Origin of the sequence: Shewanella vesiculosa (genome assembly GCF_009994065.1) — a bacterium.
Classification (GTDB): domain Bacteria; phylum Pseudomonadota; class Gammaproteobacteria; order Enterobacterales; family Shewanellaceae; genus Shewanella; species Shewanella vesiculosa.
The window spans coordinates 438,912-463,746 of the sequence record NZ_JAACSD010000006.1 but is presented as its reverse complement, the minus strand read 5'-3'; the positions used below and the strand labels follow the sequence as shown (position 1 = coordinate 463,746).

The following is a 24,835-nucleotide window of genomic DNA, read 5'->3' as shown; positions in this document are numbered from 1 at the left end:
TTCCCTATTTAATCGACCATGGTATTAGACAAAAACCTCAATCAAACATACCCATTTTCATTATTACACCATAAAAAATAGTCATTTATAATAATAGATACCCTTAAAGAATCACTCTACAATAACGTCGTTTAAAAAATAATCGTATGAATGACAAAACAGGGAGTTGCTTCATCTATGGCCTATAGAGCATATATTGGGATTTTTGCATTCCTATCTCTCATCGTCGCCGTTAGTTGCTACTCGGAGGAGTCAATGTTTAGCATGTTTAAAAAAGTCGATGTCGAAGTGTTTCCTGAAGTGATAGGTAGCTTAACCCATGAGGGAAAACCTCTAGCAGGTATTAAGCTAAAAAGGGGTTATAAGTATTCTGGTGTAATGGAAGAAATAGAATGGGATTACACCACGACTGACAATGAAGGGAAATTTAGCTTTCCTGAAATTATTTACAGTACAAGTCACCCTAACAAGCCTTTCGCCGAAACGCGCGTTGCGCAAGCAATTAAAGTCGCAGAAGGTGACTATACAGACACTTTTCTTTGGTCAACAGTGGCTAGAGGCGAGAAACATATATCTTATCTAGTCGAGCGATTAGCACAATTAAATTGTGACCTAGCTAATGAAGCCATTAGTCAAGAAATCATTGATGAAGAGTTCCCCAGCGGAGTTGTGCGATATCAGATATTCAGTATTTGTCGCTGGCCTGAACTGGAAAAATTAGAAATCGAGAAGCAAAAAAGATTCGGTGCATAGCAAATAACAATACTAGTTAACAAGGAATGTTTATGACTCAATTAACCCCTAAATTAGCCTCAGAGCTTGCAGCTAAAGTGTACGATGTAATCGATTTAGAGTTAGTACAAAACTTTGGTAACCCATATATTAACAAACACTTTACATTCAACAATGTAGGCATAGGAAAAACTGGCGGGTTTATTTTTAATCGCCAGTCAGGTTTTGCGGCGATGGGGTTAGGCAAAGGACAATACCAAGGAGATGCTATCATAGCGATCCGCGGCACAGAATTTAGTTCTGCAGCAGACTGGGCTACAAATGCGCAAGTTGGCTTAAGTGTCGGTGATGGTAGCCAAATAGTACACGCTGGATTTAATAATGCTTTTACTTCATTAAGACCGCAGTTTGCGACTTTTTTAGATAAGTGGCGTACCTCAAATCCTGGAAAGGCGATACATTTTGTCGGACATAGCTTAGGAGGAGCAATCGCCTCACTTGCTGCCGACTGGGCATCTGTTAATAATTACGCTTCAAATATTAATTTATACACTTTTGGTGCCCCAAGAGTTGGACAACAAGGTTTTGCCACAGCTAATACCCATAGACTAAATCAAATTTTTCGCTGCACACACGGCGCCGATGTAGTCCCTAAAGTGCCTTTATGGCCTTTTATTCATGCACCTTATCAAGGTGTTGAATATCGCTTAGATAACAGTCAAGGTTTGAGGATTAGTGCTCATGGTATGGATCCTAAAGCTGGGGCTGAACCAGGTTATTTAGTCTCTGCAAACACTGAGCATTGGGGCCATTTACACGTTAAAGCTAGCGAATATTTAAAGCCGGTAAAATTACGTTATGAAAACCGCAATCAAGCAAGCTATTCAGATCAGTGGAGCGACAAACTCAGTGCAGCATTAATTACTGTCTTAAAAGAGGCAGGCTATTATGGTGCAATTGTAGCGCAAGCGACGGCTTCTTACGGTTTGACATTCTATGATCTTGTCGCCAAAACCCTTGAAAAAATTGCAGCCGCGGCAGATTCTTTCGCCGACGATGTCAGAGGCCTACTCGGCCATATGTTGTCTTTTGCAGGGGCTGTAGTCACAACCGTAGTTGACTTAACTTATGCCACTATTCGAGCCATTTTCAATAGAATGCTTTCACGCTTGTATAGTAGTGTAAAAGAAGCGATTAAGTCAGTTCACAAATAATAATTATAATGACGCTAACAAAGGTCTCGGTCACTGTAATATATCATCAGGACCGAGACCTTTTATTTACGTACCCGAATACGTAAGTAATCCCTTATGCTATTAACTGAACCATGATGTATAAGTACCAGACTCCCGAACTCTATTATTCCCTCATTAAACTTAGCTTCATATTGACACTACACACTTATCTTTACTGACACTAAACTCATTTAATCGACTCTAGCCATTGGTTAAATGATGATGCGGGCATAGCGCCCGATTGCTGTGCAACAACGTTACTCGGTTCAAATATCATTAGGTAGAAATAAACGGATAGTAAATTGAGCGAATTGTTAAGTTTACTGAACCTGAGTCAAGCGACTGTTTATTTATAAATACTGTCATTGTGCTTTAACCAGCCACTTTGATGTTGTCCACGTGGGTCGTGGTGAGTCCAATGAATAACGCCACCTTTGTTGTTAAATTCATAAACGCCGTAAAACTCGACCGTATCGCCGACATTTAAGTTTTCTATCCGTGGGGCTAAATCAATATTATGGGCAACTAATAGCGTGTTACCGCCGGCAATTTTCAGAATAAATCGTTGGTGGCGACTGCCTTTCAGATCGTCAGCAAGTATTTTTACCACATCCCCTGAACCACCAACTTGAAGGTTACTTAGCTTATTATCAATAGCATTTTGCAACACACTATCACTGTCAGCGGTATAACCAGCATAAACGTTTTGTACAATTTGAGTGGTTGAAACCTTTCGGTCTAAAAAGCTAAATAATGCGAGGCCAAATAAGCAGATAACTAAGATTTTTTTCATGTTTATCAAATCCTTTTAAACAACAATCAAAATAAAGCTAAGCAAAAACGCGATAGTTTATCGCGTTTTTAATGAGTAATCTAACGTCCACAATCTATTTAATCGACTCTAGCCATTGGTTAAATGATGATGCAGGCATAGCGCCCGATTGCTGTGCAACAACTTTGCCTTGTTTAAATACCATCAAGGTTGGAATAGAGCGAATATTGAATTGGGCAGCGAGAGCTTGTTGCTCTTCGGTGTTGAGTTTGCCGAAACGAAATTTGGGTTCCCATTTTTTAGCTGCTTGTGTAAATACTGGGGCAAAGTTTTTACACGGGCCACACCAGCTAGCCCAAAAGTCGACCACCAGTGGCAGTTCTGATTTATTAGCATGGTGACTAAAATTTGCGGCAGTTAGTGTTATCGGCTCACCCACAAATAGGCTCTGTTTGCACTTTCCACAAGTGGGTTGTTGTTCAAGACGTTCTTCAGGGACGCGATTTAAGGTATCGCAATGGGGACAGGCTATTATCATGATTAGACCTCATCAACTTCATTATTGAGACTATTAAATCATAAACCTAGATGGTGTGTTAAACGAATAATCGTTTAATCTTCTTTATCATATTATCGCCTGCGGCACTAAAGTGTTAGCCGTTAGTGGCCGCAGGCCATAAGCGAAACAGCAACTCAGTGGATGACCACTGAGTTATTAACACCCTGTAATTACCTTGGTAATCTCTGGTTCACCAGCAGTCTTCCAATGATATTGGAAGTAACAACTCGTCGCGATAACCTCAGCCGACGTTGGCTCAGCTACAGCCAAAACACCTTTGGGTGCTGCAGCAAGAATATAACTCCCACTCAATGTGTAAATGCGATAAGCCCAGTCATTAACGTCCAAACCTGCTGCTTTGAATATCTCTGGTGCAGAAGTATAACCAGCGTTAAAACCAGTTCCGGTTGGATTGGCCGCAGCAGCCCAAGGCTGGTAATTACTGCCTTTTATACCAGAAAACTCAACAGTATCAGTTAATGTATTACCCGATGTCAGTGTTTTGGTTTTAAATAAAGTGACCGCTGTTTTGATCGACCCTGTCGCCCCCTCAATAGCGGCTATATGGGCGTCAGTTTTTAAATTGATAAATTTAGGCGCAGCAACAACTGCCAAAATGCCTAAAATAATAATAACAACCACTAGCTCTATCAGAGTAAAACCTGATTGGCGTGAACCTTTTGTTAATGTACTCATACGACGAATACCCTCTGATACAGTTAATGGCCAAAGTTTATATCAATTCAGTAAGCTAATAATAGTTAAATGATTATAATTAAGTCACTATTTTTTAGTGAATTATTGCCGATTAACCTCCCCCCAATATTCACCGTCATTATAGTGATTTTTACTCCGAGGTTAATCGTTGCAAGCAGCGTGAGTCGTTTAATTCATCAATCTAATATAACCTGTAGATACAACAAACTAAGTACAGACTCAATAACATTGGCGTAATGACTAGAGTAATCTAGGGTAACGCTAAACCTTAAGTCGCCAAGTATCAAAGGTTTCTCGGCAAAGCTGCTCTCTAAACTTAGGGTGGGCAATATCAATCAGTGCTCGGGCTCGCTCGCGTAACGATTTACCGCGTAAATAAGCGGTTCCATACTCGGTGACAATATAATGCACATGCGCACGAGTGGTTACTACGCCAGCCCCTGGCGATAATACTGTGCTAATTCGTGACACAGTGCCATTAGCTGCTGTGCTGGGTAATGCAATGACAGATCGGCCTCCTTCAGATAATCCTGCCCCTCGGATAAAGTCCATCTGGCCGCCTACGCCTGAATAAATTTGTGTCCCTAATGAATCAGCACACACTTGGCCTGAAATATCGACCTGTAACGCTGAGTTTATTGCCATCACATTGGGGTTTTTACGGATAATAGCCGTGTCATTAACCTGCTCAATATCCATGAATATTACCGAAGGGTTGTCATCTACAAAATCATAAAGTCGTTGGCTACCCAATGCAAAGCCTGTCACAGTCTTGCCGGGATGAACTTTCTTAAGACTATTGTTTATCACTCCAAGTTCAATCAGATTAAGCACCCCATCAGAGAAAAGCTCTGTGTGTACGCCCAAATCTTTATGTGCGGTTAAACATGCCAGCACAGCATCAGGGATCGCACCTATGCCCATCTGTAAGCAAGCACCATCACCTACCAGTTTTGCCACATGTTGGCCGATGGCCAGGCTGATTGCATCGCTTGGAGCGAATAAATGTTGTGGTAACGGCATGCTCTGCTCATACACTGCGGCCAACTTATTATAATGAATAAAGCCATCACCATGAGTACGAGGCATCATAGGGTTAATATGAGCAATGATTTTAGCCGCCATTTGGCAAGCCGCTAGCGTTGCCTCGACCGATATGCCTAAAGAACAGATACCGTGTTTATCCGGTGGAGACACTTGGATAATGGCAGTATCGATGTGCTGCTCGCCAGAACGAAACAATTTAGGCACTTCAGAAAGAAAAATAGGCACATAATCGGCATCACCTCCTTGTAGCAACAACCGCGTGGGTGATCCGGCAAAGAAGCAACGATGGCGAATATGATCCTTTAAACGGAGATCACTTAACGACTCGGCCCCCTCGGTATGTAACTGCAATAATGTTAAACCATGCTTTGTTAACGCATGTTTGGCTAACGCATCGAGCAGTAATATGGGGGTTGCCCCCATAGAGTGAGTCCATAAGGTTTCACCATTTTCAATAAATGAAACGGCCTCTAATGCACTGCTACAAATTATTGGTTTCATTAATATTACTCAACATAATGACGCTATTGTGATGTCAGGGCCAAGCTAACGCTTTACATAGTGTTAACGAAGCTAAGGTTTAGCTCAAGCATAGAGTTAAGTAAATGAGACATAGAGACATTAGGAATGATCAAATCATTCCTAATGGGAGAATTGAGCCTGAAAGTAACATTGAGGACAGTCTCGAACAGCCACAGAAACAGCATGTGCAGCGATTAAACCACGCCTATTCGGAGGGTTAAATGCAGCCTCTTCTGGCAATACAAGGCCAAGCTTGCGATCGTAAACTGTTGATACCTTCCCCAAAGACAAAACGGAATTACGGCTCAAAAAAACCAGCAAGGTGAATTAACAGTAATAAGATGATTTATCGCCACTAAGTTAAATAATCATTAAAATACTGACTTTTACTTGAGGAAATATTAATATATTTGGTCTACAGTTTTGATACCAAAATGATCTATTGCGTCAATTATTACGTACCAGTTCACATTAAACCTGCCTATTAAGCTAATTCATCTCAATAACTTAATTAATAACTCCTATTGGAAATCTATATGTTGATGTTTAATGGTCGCTTAAAGCAAGAAAATGAACAATTGAAAGAAGAATTGTTCTCCATGCAGCAAGTCAGAAAAAGTCTCGATAGTGAGATGATATCAATGACACTGGCTGCTGATGGCAAAGTGACTGAAGTAAATCAACATTTTACTAATGACATGTTGTTTCAACAACACTCTCCCATTGGACAACAGTTAATTGATATGGTGCCTCAACGCGCCAGAGGAACAGCTCATTACAAGTCAATGTGTACTGCAATAAAACAGTCGCAACATTGGGCTGGCGCACTGCAAATAATTAAAGGTAATGGTGAAGAGGCTTGGCTAAGGGCAATTTTACAGCCGGTAAAAAAGAGCAGCGGAGAAGTAAAATATTTTTCGATATACGCCAATGATCTTACCCGCACGATTGAAACCTCAAAAGAGCATGAGGATTTAATCCAAGCTTTACAGCGCTCTACTGCGGTTATTGAGTTTGATTTAGATGGCACTGTGTTAACAGCAAATGATAATTTTTTAAATGCCATGGGCTACAAAAAAAACCAACTTGTCGGTAAGCATCACAAAATTTTCTGTGAACCGCAGGAGCATAACTCCACCGAATATCAACATTTTTGGGAAAAACTTCGTAACGGAAATTTTGTTGCTGATCGCTTTAAACGTGTTGATAGCTATGGCAGAGTTGTTTGGTTAGAAGCCTCATACAACCCGATTTTCGACAGTTATAATAAGCTGTACAAAGTGGTGAAATTTGCGACTGTCATTACAGACCAAGTCAACCGTGAACAGGCGATATCAGAAGCGGCCGATATCGCTTACAGCACCTCTCAACAAACCGATATTACAGCACAAAGAGGTAATAAAGTGTTGTTAGAGATGGTTGAGGTCATGAACAAGTTGGCGTTACAAATGAACGCCGCAGCCCAAGGGATAGAAGATTTAGACAAACAGTCGCAAATGATTGGGGCACTGGTGCAAAGTATCAGTGGTATCGCCGACCAAACGAATCTACTGGCATTAAATGCCGCGATTGAGGCGGCTCGCGCTGGCGAACAAGGCCGAGGTTTTGCAGTGGTTGCCGATGAAGTTAGACAGCTGGCATCCCGCACCAGCAAGGCTACCGAAGAAATCGTTGAGGTAGTGTCTAAAAACAAAAAACTCACTGAAAATGCCGTTAGCATGATTGAGGCGGGGAAAAAACAAGCACTACAAGGATTAACTCTGTCTACCCAATCTGGAGAGGTAATGTCAGAAATTCAAGATGGGGCACAAAAGGTTGTTAATGCGGTTGGTCAGTTTGCCAATCAACTTAATACTTAATATTAGTTAATTCTATTTCTACGTTTTATACACAAAGAGATTGAGGCATTGGTTAATATCTCAATCTCTTTGTTAGTTTAACAATGGCTTTGCAACAGGGTATCCATCAATCATGTCATTTGCTGTTAAACATTAATTAAGCGCCATGACTAGGTTGAGGACAGCGTAAGCATCGGGCCTCTATTAGCTTTATACCTCAGTAAGTTGACCTAAGGTAACCGTATTTCGGCCACTGTGTTTACTGTGATATAACGCCTCATCGGCAACTTTAAAAGCGCCATGGATCTGATTATGGGCTGGCAAAACTTGCACCATACCGATACTGATGGTCAAATTAATATTATGGCCATCGATAACAGCCATTTGCTTCATAACTTGATTACACAGACGGTTAGCAATTTGCTGCGCTACATCTAACTCAATGTTGTATAAGATAACAGCAAACTCTTCACCACCAATACGACCGATAAGATCGTGGCTTCTGAGTCCTTTAGACATAATGTCAGCTACCGCTTTAAGGGCTATATCACCAACGTGATGGCCGAATTTATCGTTGATCTCCTTAAAATGATCAATATCAATCATCATCAACACGACCTTTACCTGCGGGTATTGCAGCCAATGACGCTCAACCTGACTGAAAAAGAATGTGCGATTAGCCAGCTTAGTCAAACCATCCCGTTGTGACTTGATAGTAAGACTTCGTTCCAGTTTTAAAAATGACAACCAAGGCAATAATAAAGCTGTAAGTGTTGTCAATGTAACGTGGCTAAGCAGAGTGTATATAGCCTGATCAGGCAAACCACTGTAATTGATGTTATCCCAATGAAAACAAACGAGTGCGGCTTGAACTATCAAAACTACACTGTGCAAAATAAAAATGAACTGCAGTGTTCCTGTGTAGATAGGTTCATTAAATACTGAACGCCTAATAAGCCAGGCACCGGCAATAAATAGCATTGCAACACTCAAGGAACCGACTAGGGTAACTAACGCCGGATTATGATAGCTAAAGAATAGTGCCAAAGTCATTAAACAGAGAATGGCGATACTACGCTGGCGTTTAGCTTTAGTGAAGCGAAATCGTGAAAAGCGTATTAACCCAAGTAAGACTAATACTGCTGTGACAATGAGGAAGAAATCGGCGACAAAAAAACTAAAAAATGCCGGAACGTCATATCCTCTAGAGACCGAGGCTGAAATGCCAAAAACAAAGCAGCCACATGATAGCGCCCAATATTTAAAACACTTGTCTTTAGGTCTGCGTCGATAAAGTATCGACAAGTAAAAACCAATCAACAAATTGGTGAGTAAAGTAATGACAATCAGCGTGGGTAAATGCATTTCATTCCTAGCAACTAAATAGATCCCCTTTTGAATCTATCAATTAATGGTAGTAATTAACCATAAAGCAACTCTGTGGTAAGCTTATCGACTTGTATTTCACTCAATGCCATCAAGTTTATCATTCTGTTGTTAATCTCAGCACCGCTTAGCAAGCTACAATAACCGGCTAACTCACTTAAAAACACAGAGATAATCTAGGTGAATTAGGCTAAAGATATATTAATTATCAACAAGTTGAAAATGGATTGCCAAGAAAGTCATTGTGGTGTCGTAAGCGCTACGTGACACATCATCCTGATGCCATTTGCCATTAATCGCCAAGATTAAGCGCTTAAGGTTGATCCTTGTAGTAGGCTTAAGATAGCGCTGCACATAGTATATGTCTACAACTATATGATTATGTTCTATTTAGTATTATCACTTAACCTAAAAGATGGCTGATGTACTGCCCATTAGCAAAGTGGTTTGCAATTGTTATTTGCAATTTTATCGTGCTAACTTGGTTATACGTTATGTTGATAATCAACATTATTTAACAGTGAAAATTACCATCAAGGAAAAAGCTTATCAGGCGTATATTACATTAGAGCCTGATTTTACTATTAAAATTTCAGAGGTGAGATATGGATGTATCTAATGCGTCGAGACGGACCTTTATCAAACAATGCGTGATTGGTGGCGTGGCTGTTTATTCAGCGCCTTTACTGTGGGAAATGAGTCGAGCCAATGCGTCGATTATTTCTCCAGAACTAGCAGCACAATGGCAAACTCAGACTAACGGGCAATCTACTCCCAAATTTCGTAACGACGGTATTGCCAAAGTTACTGGCCAAAAAGTCTATGGCCGCGACTACCGCGCAATGGATATGGCAGGCTGGCCAAAACAGCAAGGCTATGCTTTTATCCTGCGAGCTACTGATGCAGCTCATGTTTATCAAGGCTTCTCGCTCGACCATCTCCCCGCTTCGGCTAAACCCTACAAGGTGATCACTGCGGCAGATCTTGCCCGCGACAAGGTTAAGTTGCCTGACTTTTACGGTGATAATATGTTGCTGGCCGAGGGACAGACCGCAGATTATCTGGGGCATGCAGTGGCGATTTTATTATTCGACAGTTTTCATGCCTTTAAACAAGCTAAATCTTTACTGCAATTTGACAAGGCTTTGTTGCGCTATGGTGAAGAAACGCCTTTTGTATCCGAGACTAAAAACCCATATGCCAATTGGCGTATTATTCGGGTAGAAGGTGAAGATGGTGCCAGTGAGGATACATACAGCCCATTGCACGATGGATTGTTTTTTCCCAATATTAAAAACTACAAACCCGAATGGTCAGGTGATGCAAATGCCCAAGGCTCAGTGTCTGAGCGCGGTCTTTTTTATGCTGGCGAAATAGATAAACAAATTGAAAGTGCTAAAACGAGTCAGCAATGGCAAGTATTAGAGCGGGAATATCGCACTCAAATCATTGATCCTATGATGATGGAACCAGAGGCCTTCAATGGTTGGTTTGATGCCAATAGCCAAACATTCCATACCGTGATTACTGCACAATCGCCACAAGACTTCCAAGAGATGGCCGTGCACATGCTGTCGTCGGGGCCATTAGCGGGTAAAGTGAATAATCTCGTGGTGCACTCGCCTTATATTGGTGGCGGTTTTGGCGCGAAAGATCATTCGATATTTCCTTACTATGGTGTACTGGCAACCATTTATGCCAAGGGGCCAGTAAGTGTAGCCAACGACAGATTTGAGCAATTTCAATCAGGTCTAAAGCGCCATCCGTTTACCATGAAAAGCCGCTTAGCTGTCGATAAAGCGACCCTAAAAATTCAAGCATTAACTTCACAGATGACGGTTGATGGCGGTGGACGTGAAAACTTCAGCCCATCCGTAACCTCGGTTGGCGCGACAGCAATGCAAAGCATTTACTACACCCCGCGTAATGACATTGTCGCCACCGCTTATGCATCGCGTAATCCTGATGCGGGTTCGATGCGGGGTTATGGCACATTGCAATCGATGACCGCAATGGAAAGTATGATCCATGAGATATCAGCTGAGCTAGAGGTCGATCCGTTTAAGTTACGAGCGGCTAATGTGATGGTTTCGGGGCAACGTAATACCCAAGGTGCAATACCTAATGGCACCCTGCGCTATCGTGAAATGCTCGACATGGCCGAACAAGATACCGTGTGGCAACAACGCGTAATCAATAAAAAAGACTATGAAGCGAAACACCCTGGCATGCGCTATGGCGTTGGTTTTGGTATTGCCACTAAAGACTATGGTACAGGCGCCGCAGCTCCCAGCGCTGCGATTCAATTGTCTAAAGACGGTAAAATAAGCTTGGATATTGGCTTTATCGAAATGGGTACTGGCACGCAAACCTCTCAAGCTGTAGTGGTGAGTGAATCGCTAGGGAATTTTGCCGATGAGGTGAAACTGGCCGAAATCGATATTTGGGATGCGATGCAATTAGTACAAACCGACAATCCTTATATTATTTCACAACAACGCCAAGATGAAATGGCCGCTAACCCTCGCTGGACACCGGTTAAAGCCATGGCATCATCGGCATCGATGTCGGCGTATTATCAAAGCCATGTTACCCGTATTGCCGCCGATATTATTTATCGTCACGGACTGTGGCCCGCAGCCGTGTCTATTTGGAACGAGTTGTATTTCAATACGCCAATGGGCGCAACCAATCTCAATGACCCCCGCGATGGCCGTTGGACTGGCGGCAAGCTAACTGCATTGGGCTTCCCTCCGCTTTCAATCGATATCTTGGCTAAACGCGCCCATGATTTGGGCTTAGTGGTTGGCGTAATGGGTCATGCCTTTAACCGCTGGGCGTGGGCCGAAGCGGATTTTGAGATTTTCGGTACCAAGGAGCGTATCGCGCTAGATGCCTTAGCATTGCAATACGGAAAAGGTGATAAATATCATGGCAGCGCTGCTCGTATCGCTCGCATGAACTCTAACGGTTATCACTTAATCGATCGTCAAGCTATGCGCTACCCCAAAGCTGAGCTGAATAATGCCATGGTGACTTATTATGCTCCGTGCGCAACCTTAGTCGAAGTGGCAGTAAATGAAGGCAATGGTGAAGTCACATTACTGAGTTCTCACACTTGGTTAGAAGCCGGTAAAGTGATTGTGAACGAATTAGTTGAGGGGCAAATTCAAGGCGGTCTTGCCATGGGAATTGGCCATGCTCTACATGAAGAATTACCGCCATTTGAAGCAGGAGCGGGTAACGGTACGTGGAACCTCAATCGCTATAAGGTACCGCTAGCAAGGCATGTTGGCGTTTGGAGTCAGCGACATACTATTTTACCGCAATTGTCTGAAACAGATCCAAGCCGTGGTATTGCCGAAGTGGTGATGATACCTGTCGTTTCCGCACTGGTTGAAGCTGTTTATCAGGCGACTCAAGTGCGCTTTTACGATCTGCCTATGACAGCGAAAAAAATCAAGGAGGCCATGGCATGAGCCAGTCAATAAAGTTAACCATAAATAACCAAGCTGTTGGCCCGATTGATGTCGGCGATGGCACCATGATGATTGAGTTTTTGCATGAGTATTTAAATCTCACAGGCACTAAGTTTGGTTGCGGCATTGGCGTCTGTCATGCCTGCACTGTCATCGTCGATGACGACCAAGGCATGAGTGAAGTTGTCCGCACTTGTATCAACGGCGTCGAGCGGTTTAATGGCAAACGTATTCGTACCATTGAAGGCCATGCCAAGCAAAATGCTCAAGGCGAAATCACTACACTGAGCCCAGTACAACAAACTTTCTTGGAACATTTCTCGTTTCAGTGCGGTTGGTGTACATCAGGATTTGTTAATGAATCGACGGCACTGATAGAACGACTGGAACGTAAACCTATCGCCAAAGATAAAGTGGAGCAAGTGATAGAAGAGGCCTTAGCTGAGCACGTATGTCGCTGTACTGGCTACGTTAAATACTATGCGGCGATGAAAGATTTAATCCTCAAAACAAAGGGGTTAACACTCTCATGAAACCATGCGACCAACAATATACCGCCCGCCTTATAAAGGTTGGTAAGCTAGGTCAAAATTTATTATTGACCATAGGTCTAAGCGTGTTCGCCAGTTCTTGTAGCGCGGCCGATGAGCATGTCAATAATAGTGGTGACATCGAACGCGGTGCTTATCTGATGAAGATAGGTGACTGTGTGGCTTGCCATACCGCAGTGGGTGGCCGCGAATTAGCCGGTGGTTTACCGTTCGAAACGCCATTTGGCGCTGTGTACTCAACCAATATCACCTCAGACAAAGAAACAGGTATAGGTAAATACAGCTACGAAGATTTTTTTGATGCTATGCATCATGGTGTCGGCATAAACGGTAATCTATATCCTGCGATGCCTTATACGTCTTACAGCCTGTTAACCGATGAAGATACCCAAGCGATTTATGCTTATTTGATGGGCACCAAACCCATTAAACAAGCTAATCTCGACAATGATGTCTACTTCCCTTTTAACGTCCGCTTTGGTCTTAAGGCATGGAATTTAGTCGCCCATGATGCAAAAAAGTTTACCCCTAAAAAAGATAAGAGTGAACGTTGGAACCGCGGTAACTATTTAGTCAATGCTTTGGGCCATTGTGCTGAATGTCATACTCCAAGAGACAGCTTATTTGCCATGGAGCAAGACAAACACTTTCAAGGTGCAATTATCGAAGGGCTTGAAGCATCGAATATTACTCCAGCCGAACTGAATCGCCAAAACTGGACTCATGATGATTTAAAGTCACTGTTTACCGAGGGGTATTCTCGAAAAGGCACAGTATTTGGTGGCATGTATCCTGTGGTGTACCACAGCTTTAGCCACTTAACTGACGATGATATGTTCGCAGTAAGCAGTTACTTACTCGATACCGATAAGAAGATAGACGCGAAAGCGCTAACCTTTAACGGCCATCAGCGTAAATTACCTGGGTATGATCTCTACATGGGATATTGCGCCGGTTGTCATGGTCAAAGTGGTGAAGGTCGACCTAATGTAGCCCCTGCCATGGCAGGAAATGCCACTTTAGATAAAGCCAGCCCCCACAACATAGTCGCGGTGATGTTAAAGGGAATTAAAAGCCAACATTACAACACTACCACCAGCTTTTATGCCATGCCAGGCTATGCTGATAAATTTACCGATGAGCAGCTAAGAGACTTAGCTAACTACCTGCGAGTGACTTGGAGTCCTCAACCAGGCGATTTAACCTTGAATACAATCAGTGATTTAAAGGAAGTGATATTCGAACATGATTAAACATGTGTAACATATCAGCTTAAACAAAAGCCGACCTGAGGTCGGCTTTTTATTGCAATACAGATAACAGTTGGCTTGAGCGGGGAGGCGATAAACATTAACTTTTTTGGGATAAACCCGTTTATTAAGCAAGGCACTAAAAGCCTTGTAATAGCTTTATCCTAATCAAGTGTTATAGCAACTCCCTACAACACATCATTAAGATCTTGTATTGCATCGATCACCATACCAGTACCAACACTGATCAATAGTAAATCAGTCCCCACACGAACAATTTTCTGTCCTTCAGGTGTCCGTCCTAGCTGGACGGTTAGCGCAGAAGGCACATCATAGTAAACAACATCCGCAGGCAGCGCTTGGCCTTTACGCCATTGTTTAACACTGCCCGGTGGTTCGCAGCGATTGTGTTTCTTGGCTAACCCTGGTGGACAATGCTTGGCATCACGGCCGGTATAGTAGTAATTATTAATAATTACCTGACGGTCATTACTAAAATAAGTCTGGTAATTATTGCTATCATTATCATGTTTCTTATGATGTTTTTTGTCGTGTTTTTCAGATTTTTGCTTATGGCTATGCTCATGCGAATCATGATCTTTAGCAACACTGTGGCTGACAGAAAGCACCGTTAAGGTACTTAATACAATAAGAGGTAATATATAACGATTCATAAAATTGATTCCTTTGCGATCAAATAAGCGCTAGTAAACATGCTTAACCAACGATATGCCTACCGTTAAAACCAAATACTTTTAATGATACGGTTGATGTGGCTGCAAATGTAGTGCTATTGCACGCTGTTGTCGACATTAATCGATAGCATGTTTCTATATGGCTATGACTTCAGTTCCAACGCCAATTGCGAAAATAATACCCCATCCCAACCGTGTTTCATGAACTGACGGATATTTTGATGATCAGAGCCCTGTGGCGTGGCCAAAACATCTCGATAATGTTGGCCGAACATTGCCAAGGTTTGCGGCTTAGATAATTGATGAATTTGTCCAAATGCCAAGATCTTACAAGAACCTGAATTCTGCCCTGCCTCATTGAGCAGATCACCATTTTTAAATGCACTTGGACTAAAATCATAATGGCTATCGATCAATGCCATAGACTCTTCAAAGCTCACGGTCTCCGCTCGCTCAGTTAAAGAGGATATAAATTCACTAATCTGTGTTACAGCCATAAAATACGCCCTTCCCTTAATACAATAAAAGTTAACTCATCCACATCAGATTACGCAAAACAATAGCAAAATAGCGCCACTTACTATAGTGAAAAAGCCTTAATGGTAACTGACCATCAAAGAGCTTGACCTTTAGCTCAACTCTATTGCAGCAAAATTAGGCCTCGGTAGCTTATCCAAAATACTGTATAAATAAATCACTACTAGCGACAAGATGGCACCGATAATAAATAACCAATATCCTCCAAGATGATCCAGAATAATCCCGCCGCCCAATGGCGCAAACGCGAAACCAATTTCATAAAATGATGCCGCACCAAAGTAGGCTCCTCGCAAATGTTTAGGCGCAAGTCGATCAATATGCACATTCATCGTAGGGAACAAAATGGTTTCGGCTAAACTCATAATAATAATGGCGCCAATCCAGCCCCAAAATAAATCAATCGGGTTATAGGCTAACCACACTTGTGAGCACATCAACAGGATCAATCCGAACTGGATCCGATGAATTAAACTGGAGCCAGCCATTAATTTTAATAGTAAAAATTGAGTTGATATGATCACCAAGGCATTGGTAAAAATCATTGCAGAAATTAGCGTCAGTAAATTAGGCGCATTCGCTCGGGTAAGATATTGAATAAGCGAACTGTCCATTTGAGCATAAATGAACATACACAAAATATTCGCCACAATAAGACATTGAAGCAATTTGTCTTGCAGTAAAATCGCCACTATTTGCTTGCGGCTCATCACCGCAGGCTTTCGCTTAACCGCTGATGTTGCATCGCCCATGGTGGGAATAAGCCCATCAGGCACCTGTTCGGTTATTGATGGGCTAGTTTGCCGTGTTTGATGTCTAAATCCCCAAAACAGTAACCCTAATAAAGCAGCAAAAGCCGCTGCAGTAATATAAAAGCTCGATTGTTTACCGGTTAAGCCTAACCAAATACCTAACATAGGCCCAACAGCACAACCCACATTGACGACAAAATACAGTGATTGCATTGCCAATTCACGGGTTTGGGGATCATCAATAATATCACCAATGGTGGCAGAGGTAAGAGGTCGCCATAACGAGGTTGCAATAGAGCACAATGTCATCACCACTACATAGCCTTTAACTGAATCAACTTGTGCCAGTAATGAAAACGAGATGATATAGAGCACACCCGTGAGGTACATGAGCATTTGGCGACCAATTCGGTCAGACAATGCACTGCCAATAAAGCTAGTGAATACCGAAATAATGGCCGCACTCGACAGCACTAAACCGACTTCAGTGGCAGTTAAGGCAAATTTTTCATACAAGATAACAGCCAAAAATGGCCACACCATGAAATAGCTGCCACGGGTAATAAACGAGCCAAATAGCAATATCCACATTAACCTTGGAAATTGCTTAAACCGCGCTAAAGAAACATCGCTATGCACTTTTTGTCCTTAAAGAGTGATGCTGTAATTGAATGTAACAGACTGAATTGGTGGGATTGTTTAGGCTAATCCTAACGACATTTACGCCATTGAACCACCTATTTATTACCTAATCCTATGTTATTATTCATCATATAAGTTAATAGCTGTTTTTCATCAGCTCTATTTGACAGTGATAATCCTTTAACCACACCTTGTTGATCGCTTTGGTTACGGTGCTGGCCTAATTTTTGTTTGCCTTGTAACTCATCGATGACGATCTTAAAACCAACAATGCCCTTGGCTAATTTTTGTTGGTAATCATCTGCAATAAAACCACCACTTTCTAGCAATGAAGGTTCATATTGTTGGATGGTCGATTCGAGTACGTGTGCGGTGGTTGTATCATCAGTTAATTCAATAATGCCTTTTGCATGTACTACGCTGTAATTCCAGGTCGGAACAGCTGGATATGAGTCATACCAAGTGGGTGAGATATAACCGTGCGGACCATTGAAAATGCACAGAACTTTGGTGTTTACTATGTTTTTCCAATGGGAGTTACTACGAGCAAAATGGCCATACAAGGTACCATTTTCTCCCTCAGAGGCCGTGAGTAGTAAAGGTAAGTGTGAGCCCTCTAAATCAGTAGACACAAGAGTCGCAAAACCATATTGGTTAATGAACTGGTGTATTAACTCTCTAGAACCCATATCCCACTTATCAGGTACATGCATAATTCACTCTTTACTAAAATAATCAGTAAAGTCTTTATAATGAATGTAACGACTAAATGCCATCGTTTTATGGGTTTATAGCGATTATTACAAGTGGCCTACTTTAACCAAAATCACCGTATCTTGTTCCACATACGGATTATGCTGACTAAGATGCGGACTGCGGATCCACGTCCCTGCAGGATAACGCCCAAGTTCATCGATAAACTCTCCGCTAATCACGTAGATTTCTTCGCCACCAAAATGACGGTGCGGTTGAAAATGTGTTCCCGCGGGCCACATGACCAATGCTGTCGATTCAGTGCCATGTTGGTGTAACGGCATCACTCGTAATTTGCCATGGCCAGGCAGCCACTCAGCTTGCTTGGTATTGATAGCCACTTGCTGTGAATCAGTGGTTTGAAACTGATGTAGCTTAACCAATAGCGTACAACCTTGCTGGCTAAATGGCGCGTGGACAAAACCTTCAGGGTTACGCAAATACGAGCCTGCTGGATAATCTCCGGTTTCATCAGAAAATACTCCGTCGAGTACTAAAATCTCTTCCCCTAACGGATGAGGATGTGAGTTGAATTTAGCACCGGCTTGATATTTCACTATGCTGGTTGCATGGCCACGTTCAGCCTCTTCACGCGCTAAGCGCTTACGCAATACGCCCACTGCGGGACTATTTTGCCATTCAAGATCGGCAGTGTTAATCACCACTCGCTGACTAAAATCCATATTTAACATCTTGATACCTCACAACTACGATTGCCAGTATCTTAGAGCGAAATCAGCGTAATGAACAGCGAGTACAAAATGGTTTAATAGGTACTTTAAGGTACTTTTTATTGATTAATATGATTATTATTTTTATAAATAAAAAAACCTGTAAATAATATTTACAGGTTTAAGCTTGCGCAAAGCAAATTTAATAACCTCTACCGATGAAAAGGTAAGGCATAAAAATGGGCCTAATTAGCTGTCTGAAGCAGTTAAGGCCATTTGACGTTGCTTTTTATAGGCTTTAGCCGAAGCCGGGATCGGCGTTGTCCGGCCTGTTTCTAGCCATTTTTTAAGGCGATTAGCATCGGCCATATGGGTGTATTTACCAAACGAATCTAATACAACAAATGCCACTTTACGCTTATCCATTTCGGTTAACATGACCAAGCAATGGCCCGCTTTATTAGTGTAACCGGTTTTAGTTAGGGCAATATTCCAGTTATCTTTAAAAACTAATTTATTGGTATTTTGAAAATCCAGAGCATAACGCGGATGTTGAAAAATAATATGCTTTTTATTAGTTGAACTTAGCTTACCTAATAACGGATATTGCTGGCTGGCTTTGAGTAGTAAAATAAGATCGTTAGCACTCGATACGTTCTCTGCCGATAACCCGGTAGGTTCAACGTAATGGGTTTGCGTCATCCCTAATGCCGTTGCTTTATCGTTCATAGCACGAATAAACGCCTTATACCCACCAGGATAATGATGAGCAAGCGAGGTTGCAGCTCGATTTTCAGATGACATTAGTGTCATTAACAACATAGTTTCACGGCTCACTTCACTGCCTAAACGCACCCGAGAGTAAACATTACGCATCACAGGTGAGTCGCTAATTTTCACTGAAATTTTTTCATCTAAAGGTAATTTTGCATCTAGGGTCACCATGGCTGTCATCAGTTTAGTAACCGACGCTATAGGTAATGCTTGGTGCGGATTACTGGAGTACAGCACTTCATTGGTTTTTAAGTCGACTAACATGGCGCTGTTAGATGCTAGTTCTTGTAATAATTGTTTTTGAGACACAGGTTCAGCAACTACCGACTGGCTAATTACGGTATTTGAACACAATAAAATGCAGGCAAAAAAATGACGGAGTTTCATAACTCTCACTTGAAAAATAAACGTAACGATGTTCATTGAGTATACGATAAAGAATTAGGCCTACAATAGATAAATAATCACTTTTAGTAAGATTTTAGTGGATTTGTTGTAGTTCAAGTCCCAAAGATATCCATTAAGCCATATATGACATCTGGCGAGCTAAATCTGGCACGGTAAATCGATAACAGAATGGAGCCCTCGCCCCCAAAAATAGCCAAAGAGATATGCAGTCTTGAGGTGTATAACAAGATCAACTTCAGCACAAATACCGCTTTTGTTGGCTTCATGCTAAGATTAAAAAGTCGTTCAAAAAGAGAGTATAAATGGACATTAACTTGCATTTTTTTAGCCGCTTAAACCCATGGCTTAATAGCTTATTCACCTCTAAAGACACTGTTAAAACAGAGAATGATGATGCTGAGAAAGGACGAATATCGCTGAAGACGATAGCGAATCAATGTCCGCTTCAAGCTCATAGAGGCCCAATCACTCAAGTGATGTTAGACCAACAGCATCATACCTGTGACGATTTTGTCGGTCGGGAAAAACAGCTTAGCCAAATATCTGATGTAATTGATCAATGGCGTAATCACCATGGTGAAATCAGTGCCATTGTCTCTCCTGGTGGTGCCGGAGGTTCTTCTTTTTTAGCTCAGCTGCTGCCTTTACTGCAAACTATTGCTGCTCAAGACGCAAAAGATGTCCCGAAAACTAAGGCAAAACCACTTCCATCTCAATGGCTACTAATGAGTTTTTACCAAGCGCCAATGAATGAAAATGATGCCATTGCTGATATATGTTATTGTTTTGGCATTGTGCCACCGGACACCATCACCGAGACCATAGCTACTATAAACAAGCAGCCGCCTCAGCTGATTCTGATTGATGCTATGCACAAACTGATGTTACGAATGATAGGCAACAATCAAGCTTTAGTCACCTTTGCCACTATCATAATGCAAACTCGTAAACATCACTGTTGGATCATAAGCTGTGAAAAATTTGCATGGCAACGATTAAGCGCACAGTACCAAATTCATCATGTTGTTAAGCATATTATTGAGCTTGATTATTTCAGTGAAACTGAATTAGCCGCGATTCAAACAAAACACCTGCTTGATTTAGGCTTAATCAGCAAGGATGTTATGCCGACAAAAGAGGCCTATAAAGACAGCAAAAAAGATCAAGTTGATATTACCAACCCTTACAAAGAACAACTCAAACAGCTATTCACTGTCAGCCAAGGACACCCTCAATTAGCCACACTATTATTGCAGTATTCACTCGCTCATCAGGTTGATATTAGCTCAGATAAAAGCTCAAATAGCGGTATTGAGATTTGTTGTATTAACGCATCAGCATTACAGCAATGCCATGATAGTGACCTATTTTCATTGGCGGAAATTTATATTCATGGCGGATTACGAGTCAATACCCATGCGCATATTTTTACTCTTAGTATTGAACAAAGCAGCTTGCAATTAGAGTACCTAGCTCGCCAAGGGCTGATTATTGCCCAATATTCGCAACAGGATTTTGCTCAGCATTTCTATTTTATCACTCCAACATTAAGCAAAATTATCGCCACCCACTTGGTCAACAACAATAAGCTGTTTAATTAAACGAGGTGAAAATGGACGATTCACGTAAAGCATTAAAAGCATTTTTAGACATTATTTCCTTTGATCGAATCATTAGTATTTTAGTGCTTTGCATCATGGCATGGCTGCTACTGGTGTTACTGCAATTTTGCTTAAAGCAACTCAATAAAGCCTTGCCTAAATACCGCTTAATATGGAATCGCTCATATCCTTTTATGCGTTTATTTGTGTGGCTATGCGTTATCGTTTATTCGATTGTTGGCATTATCGAACCGCACGAAAATTTAATCCTCGCAGTAGTGGGTTCGATTAGTATCGTGATCGGTTTAGCCACGCAAGAACCGGCTAAAAATATGATTGCCGGATTGATTATGATGATCAATCCACCTTATAGGGTTGGCGATATGGTGACCTTATCGGGCCATTATGGTGAAGTCATTAAACTGGAATGGAGCGTGACTTGGATACGCACCTTTAATGATGACACTGTCATGATCCCCAATGCCGAAGCATTGAGAACAGCGATACCCAATTCAAATAGCGGCGCCTTAGATGAAATGGTGGTGGTGAAATTTACAATTCCAATGAATGCTGATCACCAAAAAGCTATTGCCCTTGCCAGAGAAGCGACTCAATGCTCACCTTATACCTTTTTAAATAAACCTATTATTGTCATCTTAGGTAACGAGCACGAGTTTGGCCACTTTCTACAAACCATCACAGTCAAAGCGTATGTGATGGACGTAAGGTTAGAGAAAAAGTTTATGAGTGACATTAACATACGAGTGCTTTCAGCATTTAAAAATGCTGATTTTTATGATGCGCAACAAACGGTGCTTGAGTAATTTGCGTTATAATCGCCTCAATTGTTAAATCCCACTTTTTGATTGTTACAATGGAGAATATTGCTATGACACAAGATGAAATGAAAAAAGCAGCAGGTTGGGCAGCACTACAGTATGTCAAACAAGGCACTATCGTTGGTGTGGGTACCGGATCTACCGTCAACCACTTTATTGATGCACTGGCAACGATGAAAGATGATATTGAAGGGGCGGTATCGAGTTCAGAAGCGTCGACAAAAAAACTCATCGAACTGGGCATTGAAGTATTTGATTTAAACAGTGTTGATTTGATTGATGTCTATGTTGATGGCGCTGATGAAATTAATGACCGCATGGACATGATTAAAGGTGGCGGTGCAGCCTTAACTCGCGAAAAAATTGTCGCTGCTGTAGCAAAAAAGTTTATTTGTATTGTGGATAATACCAAGCAAGTGCCTATACTCGGCGATTTTCCGTTGCCAGTAGAAGTGATCCCTATGGCGCGATCTTATGTGGCGCGTGAATTAGTTAAATTAGGCGGCGATCCGGTCTACCGTCAAGGTGTTGTAACCGATAATGGCAACGTGATTTTAGATGTGTACAACATGCAAATTCTCGATCCTAAAGTGATGGAAACTAAAATCAATGCCATCGTTGGTGTCGTCACCAATGGATTATTTGCTAATCGCGGCGCCGATGTATTGCTGGTTGGCACCCCAGATGGTGTTAATACCATTACAATGTAAAAACTAAACCATTCGCTTGATTAACTTGAATGTTTAGCAAGAGCATAAAAAATGGCCTAGCAGAAATGCTAGGCCATTTTTATTTATCGATCATCTTATCTGTTAATGATCATAGCGACACTATACGCTAAATTGGCTTACCGCTTCTTTTAAGGCTTTAGCGCGGATTCTTACATCTTCCGATGCTGCGGCATTTTCTTCTGCAGCATGTGAAGATTCATCTGCAATATCGCGAATAATCACCACGTTTTTACCGACTTCAGCAGCGACCATACTTTGCTCCTCAATCGCGGCAGCAATTTGAGTACTCATGTCCATGATATTAGTTACGTCATCGGTAATTTGACGTAACACTTGGCCAGCAATTTCAGCCTGTTCGGCACTCTCACGCCCTTGCTGTTGACTCTCTTGCATAAGGCTAACAATGGAGTGGGTACGAGATTGCAAAATTGAAATAATACTGCTGATTTCTTCAGTTGAAGATTGTGTCCGCATCGCTAAAGAGCGAACCTCATCTGCGACAACAGCAAAACCTCGGCCTTGTTCACCCGCTCTTGCCGCTTCGATTGCCGCGTTTAATGCCAATAAGTTAGTTTGATCGGCAATCCCACGGATCACATCAAGCACACTGCCAATTGTTACACTGTCTTTTTCAAGTTCGGTAACCACCGCGGCAGAATCTACCAGTTGTTTCGCTAACAGGGTAATTTTTTGTACGGTGAGCTCCACGCCCTGTTGGCCCGATTGAGCATTATCATGAGTTTGACTGGCTTTAGTGGCCGCCAATTCAGTATTTTTAGCAATTTCGTCAATGGTCGCGCCCATTTCAGTAATCGCCGTCGCAACCATATCAGTCTCATTTAGTTGGCGTAACACCCCCTCCGATGCCAAAGAAGCATTGTCAGATAATTCATGGCATGACACGTTCATCGCATCAACAGACTCATTAACTTGCTCAATCAGTTCCTGAAAAGAAATCAGCATACGGTTAAAATGATGCGACACCCGTGCTAACTCATCTTGACCAGATTCATCACAGCGCAGAGATAAATCTTTATTTTTTTCAATGGTCGAAATCACAGCAGTAATATTATCTACTGGCACCATAATACTGCGGATAATCATTAAGGTAACAACGACGAGTACTACGGTGATAATTAAAAAGATAATAATAGATAACACCATACTTTGATATTCGGCATCGGCAATATATGCATTGGCTTGCTGATTAAGTTGACGAGTATTATCTTCTGTTGTTTGAATAATTTGACGCAGATCCTCCATTTTCCCTTCGGTTTCCTTTAAGCCAAATTGCTGCTCTTTGGCCACAAGAAGGTTAAAGTCACCTTGGTACTGTTTAATTTTCTGTTCAAGCTGTTGAACGAGTTCACTGCTCAAACTAGAACTTGAAAGTGTATGCACAAATTTATCAATATTTTCATCAAAGGTTTTAACATACTTCATATCACGACGAAGCATAAAATCTTTTTCATTTCGACGTAACTGCAGCATGATAACCGTAATCGAATCTTGGCTATTTAAAGCAAGTTCTTGCTCTACGTTATGAACGGCTTCTCGTAACTGTCCATACAGTCCCGACGTTGGGGTTAGGCCTATTTCTGTTTGTAACTCTACAATGTTACTAAATACATTTTGGTATTGGGTTAAGCTTTGCTCTAAATTATCTAAATGTTGAGTGTCTATACTTCGTGATTGTAATGAGTCATCAACTTGTTTAATTAATGCGAATACATTTGTGATGATTTTTTTGTGGTTGGCCACATATTTCATGTCTAAGCGAGCAAAGAAATCTTTTTCGTCTTTACGAAGTTCTAGGATTTGCTTTTGTACCTCAATAATATTTTTCGACGCCATCGATAAATCGGTTTGAACAGAAGCGGTGTAACGCTGTAAGCCAAACATGGACACTATTGCAGTCAACGACACCATTGCACTGATAATAAGTTTTGAACGGATAAACATATATTGACCACCTAGAGGATAATTATTGTTATTAAAGTGCTTAATAAATATAGTGGATAAAAGATCAGATGCTAATAAAGTTAGATATTATTTGCTGGCGTCTATTTATCGGCACCAGGAACATCAACTGTAGTGTTATCTAATATGCATTACGTCCTGACTCAATTAACAATCAATGCTATGTGTGACTAAACCTCAATACAGACACATAAGCCTTTAAAAAAAATGAACTTTTTAATGATGACCAACGGATTAAACATCCGAGACTTCCCCTTCAACAAAACCGCCTTAATATGATGCTCAGATGATTTATTTTTTTGCTCTCTAAACCTTTTACCTACTTGCGTCTGTCAAATAACCACACAATGATAATGAAAACATT

Annotated in this window: 21 protein-coding genes; 9 read left to right on the top strand and 12 right to left on the bottom strand. The window is 41.5% G+C overall.

Annotation, left to right across the window (positions count from 1 at the left end; all coding sequences use genetic code 11):
• Nucleotides 1-264: 264 nt before the first annotated feature.
• Together GW828_RS08005 and GW828_RS08000 are read left to right on the top strand one after the other, a co-directional pair.
• Entirely contained in the window at nt 265-753 is a 489-nt protein-coding gene (locus tag GW828_RS08005; protein ID WP_273059273.1) for a DUF6795 domain-containing protein, read from the top strand.
• A 32-nt stretch (nt 754-785) separates the two neighbouring features.
• Entirely contained in the window at nt 786-1,946 is a 1,161-nt protein-coding gene (locus tag GW828_RS08000) for a lipase family protein (RefSeq protein WP_165870058.1), read from the top strand.
• Between the two features lie 367 nt (nt 1,947-2,313).
• Here the strand turns inward: GW828_RS08000 and GW828_RS07995 are convergent, their stop codons facing one another.
• The 4 genes from GW828_RS07995 to GW828_RS07980 form a co-directional block, all read right to left on the bottom strand.
• Nucleotides 2,314-2,760 (bottom strand): DUF3465 domain-containing protein, encoded by a 447-nt coding sequence (locus tag GW828_RS07995; protein ID WP_182722709.1) that lies wholly within the window; start codon nt 2,758-2,760, stop codon nt 2,314-2,316.
• Between the two features lie 94 nt (nt 2,761-2,854).
• Nucleotides 2,855-3,277, bottom strand: a complete 423-nt coding sequence (gene trxC, locus GW828_RS07990) for a thioredoxin TrxC (protein ID WP_182755003.1) — start codon at nt 3,275-3,277, stop codon at nt 2,855-2,857.
• Nucleotides 3,278-3,454: 177 nt separating this feature from the next.
• Nucleotides 3,455-3,994: a type II secretion system protein gene (locus GW828_RS07985; protein WP_182697468.1), complete on the bottom strand. Its 540-nt coding sequence runs from the start codon at nt 3,992-3,994 to the stop codon at nt 3,455-3,457.
• Between the two features lie 282 nt (nt 3,995-4,276).
• Nucleotides 4,277-5,563: an acetyl-CoA hydrolase/transferase family protein gene (locus GW828_RS07980; protein ID WP_273059276.1), complete on the bottom strand. Its 1,287-nt coding sequence runs from the start codon at nt 5,561-5,563 to the stop codon at nt 4,277-4,279.
• 557 nt (nt 5,564-6,120) lie between these two features.
• Between GW828_RS07980 and GW828_RS19310 the strand changes: the two genes are divergently transcribed.
• On the top strand, nt 6,121-7,443 hold the full coding sequence (locus GW828_RS19310; RefSeq protein ID WP_182697470.1) for a methyl-accepting chemotaxis protein: 1,323 nt from the start codon (nt 6,121-6,123) through the stop codon (nt 7,441-7,443).
• A 189-nt stretch (nt 7,444-7,632) separates the two neighbouring features.
• Here GW828_RS19310 and GW828_RS07970 read toward each other — a convergent pair whose 3' ends face one another.
• The gene (locus GW828_RS07970; RefSeq protein WP_273059279.1) at nt 7,633-8,787 is read right to left on the bottom strand and encodes a GGDEF domain-containing protein; all 1,155 of its coding nucleotides are present in this window, start codon (nt 8,785-8,787) and stop codon (nt 7,633-7,635) included.
• A 626-nt stretch (nt 8,788-9,413) separates the two neighbouring features.
• Between GW828_RS07970 and GW828_RS07965 the strand changes: the two genes are divergently transcribed.
• From GW828_RS07965 to GW828_RS07955, 3 genes are read left to right on the top strand one after another with little or no spacing between them, the layout of a single operon-like run.
• A complete protein-coding gene (locus GW828_RS07965) occupies nt 9,414-12,287 on the top strand; it encodes a xanthine dehydrogenase family protein molybdopterin-binding subunit (protein WP_182742875.1) in 2,874 nt (957 codons plus the stop codon).
• Complete coding sequence (locus GW828_RS07960) at nt 12,284-12,820, top strand: (2Fe-2S)-binding protein (protein WP_273059282.1); 537 nt, start codon at nt 12,284-12,286, stop codon at nt 12,818-12,820. The genes GW828_RS07965 and GW828_RS07960 overlap by 4 nt, the downstream gene beginning before the upstream one ends.
• The gene (locus GW828_RS07955) at nt 12,817-14,091 is read left to right on the top strand and encodes a cytochrome c (RefSeq protein WP_273059284.1); all 1,275 of its coding nucleotides are present in this window, start codon (nt 12,817-12,819) and stop codon (nt 14,089-14,091) included. The genes GW828_RS07960 and GW828_RS07955 overlap by 4 nt, the downstream gene beginning before the upstream one ends.
• A 185-nt stretch (nt 14,092-14,276) precedes the next feature.
• Here GW828_RS07955 and GW828_RS07950 read toward each other — a convergent pair whose 3' ends face one another.
• The 6 genes from GW828_RS07950 to pbpG form a co-directional block, all read right to left on the bottom strand.
• The gene (locus GW828_RS07950; protein ID WP_273059286.1) at nt 14,277-14,762 is read right to left on the bottom strand and encodes a hypothetical protein; all 486 of its coding nucleotides are present in this window, start codon (nt 14,760-14,762) and stop codon (nt 14,277-14,279) included.
• A 164-nt stretch (nt 14,763-14,926) separates the two neighbouring features.
• Nucleotides 14,927-15,280, bottom strand: a complete 354-nt coding sequence (locus GW828_RS07945; protein ID WP_273059288.1) for a HopJ type III effector protein — start codon at nt 15,278-15,280, stop codon at nt 14,927-14,929.
• Between the two features lie 132 nt (nt 15,281-15,412).
• Nucleotides 15,413-16,711 (bottom strand): MFS transporter, encoded by a 1,299-nt coding sequence (locus tag GW828_RS07940; RefSeq protein ID WP_182722702.1) that lies wholly within the window; start codon nt 16,709-16,711, stop codon nt 15,413-15,415.
• 98 nt (nt 16,712-16,809) lie between these two features.
• On the bottom strand, nt 16,810-17,427 hold the full coding sequence (locus GW828_RS07935) for an FMN-binding negative transcriptional regulator (protein WP_273059291.1): 618 nt from the start codon (nt 17,425-17,427) through the stop codon (nt 16,810-16,812).
• Nucleotides 17,428-17,514: 87 nt separating this feature from the next.
• The gene (locus GW828_RS07930) at nt 17,515-18,159 is read right to left on the bottom strand and encodes a cupin domain-containing protein (protein ID WP_124015586.1); all 645 of its coding nucleotides are present in this window, start codon (nt 18,157-18,159) and stop codon (nt 17,515-17,517) included.
• 228 nt (nt 18,160-18,387) lie between these two features.
• The gene (gene pbpG / locus GW828_RS07925) at nt 18,388-19,299 is read right to left on the bottom strand and encodes a D-alanyl-D-alanine endopeptidase (RefSeq protein ID WP_182722700.1); all 912 of its coding nucleotides are present in this window, start codon (nt 19,297-19,299) and stop codon (nt 18,388-18,390) included.
• A 323-nt stretch (nt 19,300-19,622) separates the two neighbouring features.
• On the opposite strand from pbpG, the gene GW828_RS07920 reads away from it, so the two are divergent.
• The 3 genes from GW828_RS07920 (at nt 19,623) to rpiA (ending at nt 22,470) form a co-directional block, all read left to right on the top strand.
• A complete protein-coding gene (locus GW828_RS07920) occupies nt 19,623-20,921 on the top strand; it encodes a P-loop NTPase family protein (RefSeq protein WP_182697479.1) in 1,299 nt (432 codons plus the stop codon).
• A gap of 11 nt (nt 20,922-20,932) precedes the next feature.
• Nucleotides 20,933-21,745, top strand: a complete 813-nt coding sequence (locus tag GW828_RS07915) for a mechanosensitive ion channel family protein (RefSeq protein WP_182722698.1) — start codon at nt 20,933-20,935, stop codon at nt 21,743-21,745.
• A 65-nt stretch (nt 21,746-21,810) separates the two neighbouring features.
• Complete coding sequence (rpiA, locus tag GW828_RS07910; RefSeq protein ID WP_182722697.1) at nt 21,811-22,470, top strand: ribose-5-phosphate isomerase RpiA; 660 nt, start codon at nt 21,811-21,813, stop codon at nt 22,468-22,470.
• Nucleotides 22,471-22,590: 120 nt separating this feature from the next.
• Here rpiA and GW828_RS07905 read toward each other — a convergent pair whose 3' ends face one another.
• On the bottom strand, nt 22,591-24,453 hold the full coding sequence (locus tag GW828_RS07905; RefSeq protein ID WP_273059294.1) for a methyl-accepting chemotaxis protein: 1,863 nt from the start codon (nt 24,451-24,453) through the stop codon (nt 22,591-22,593).
• Between the last annotated feature and the right edge of the window lie 382 nt (nt 24,454-24,835).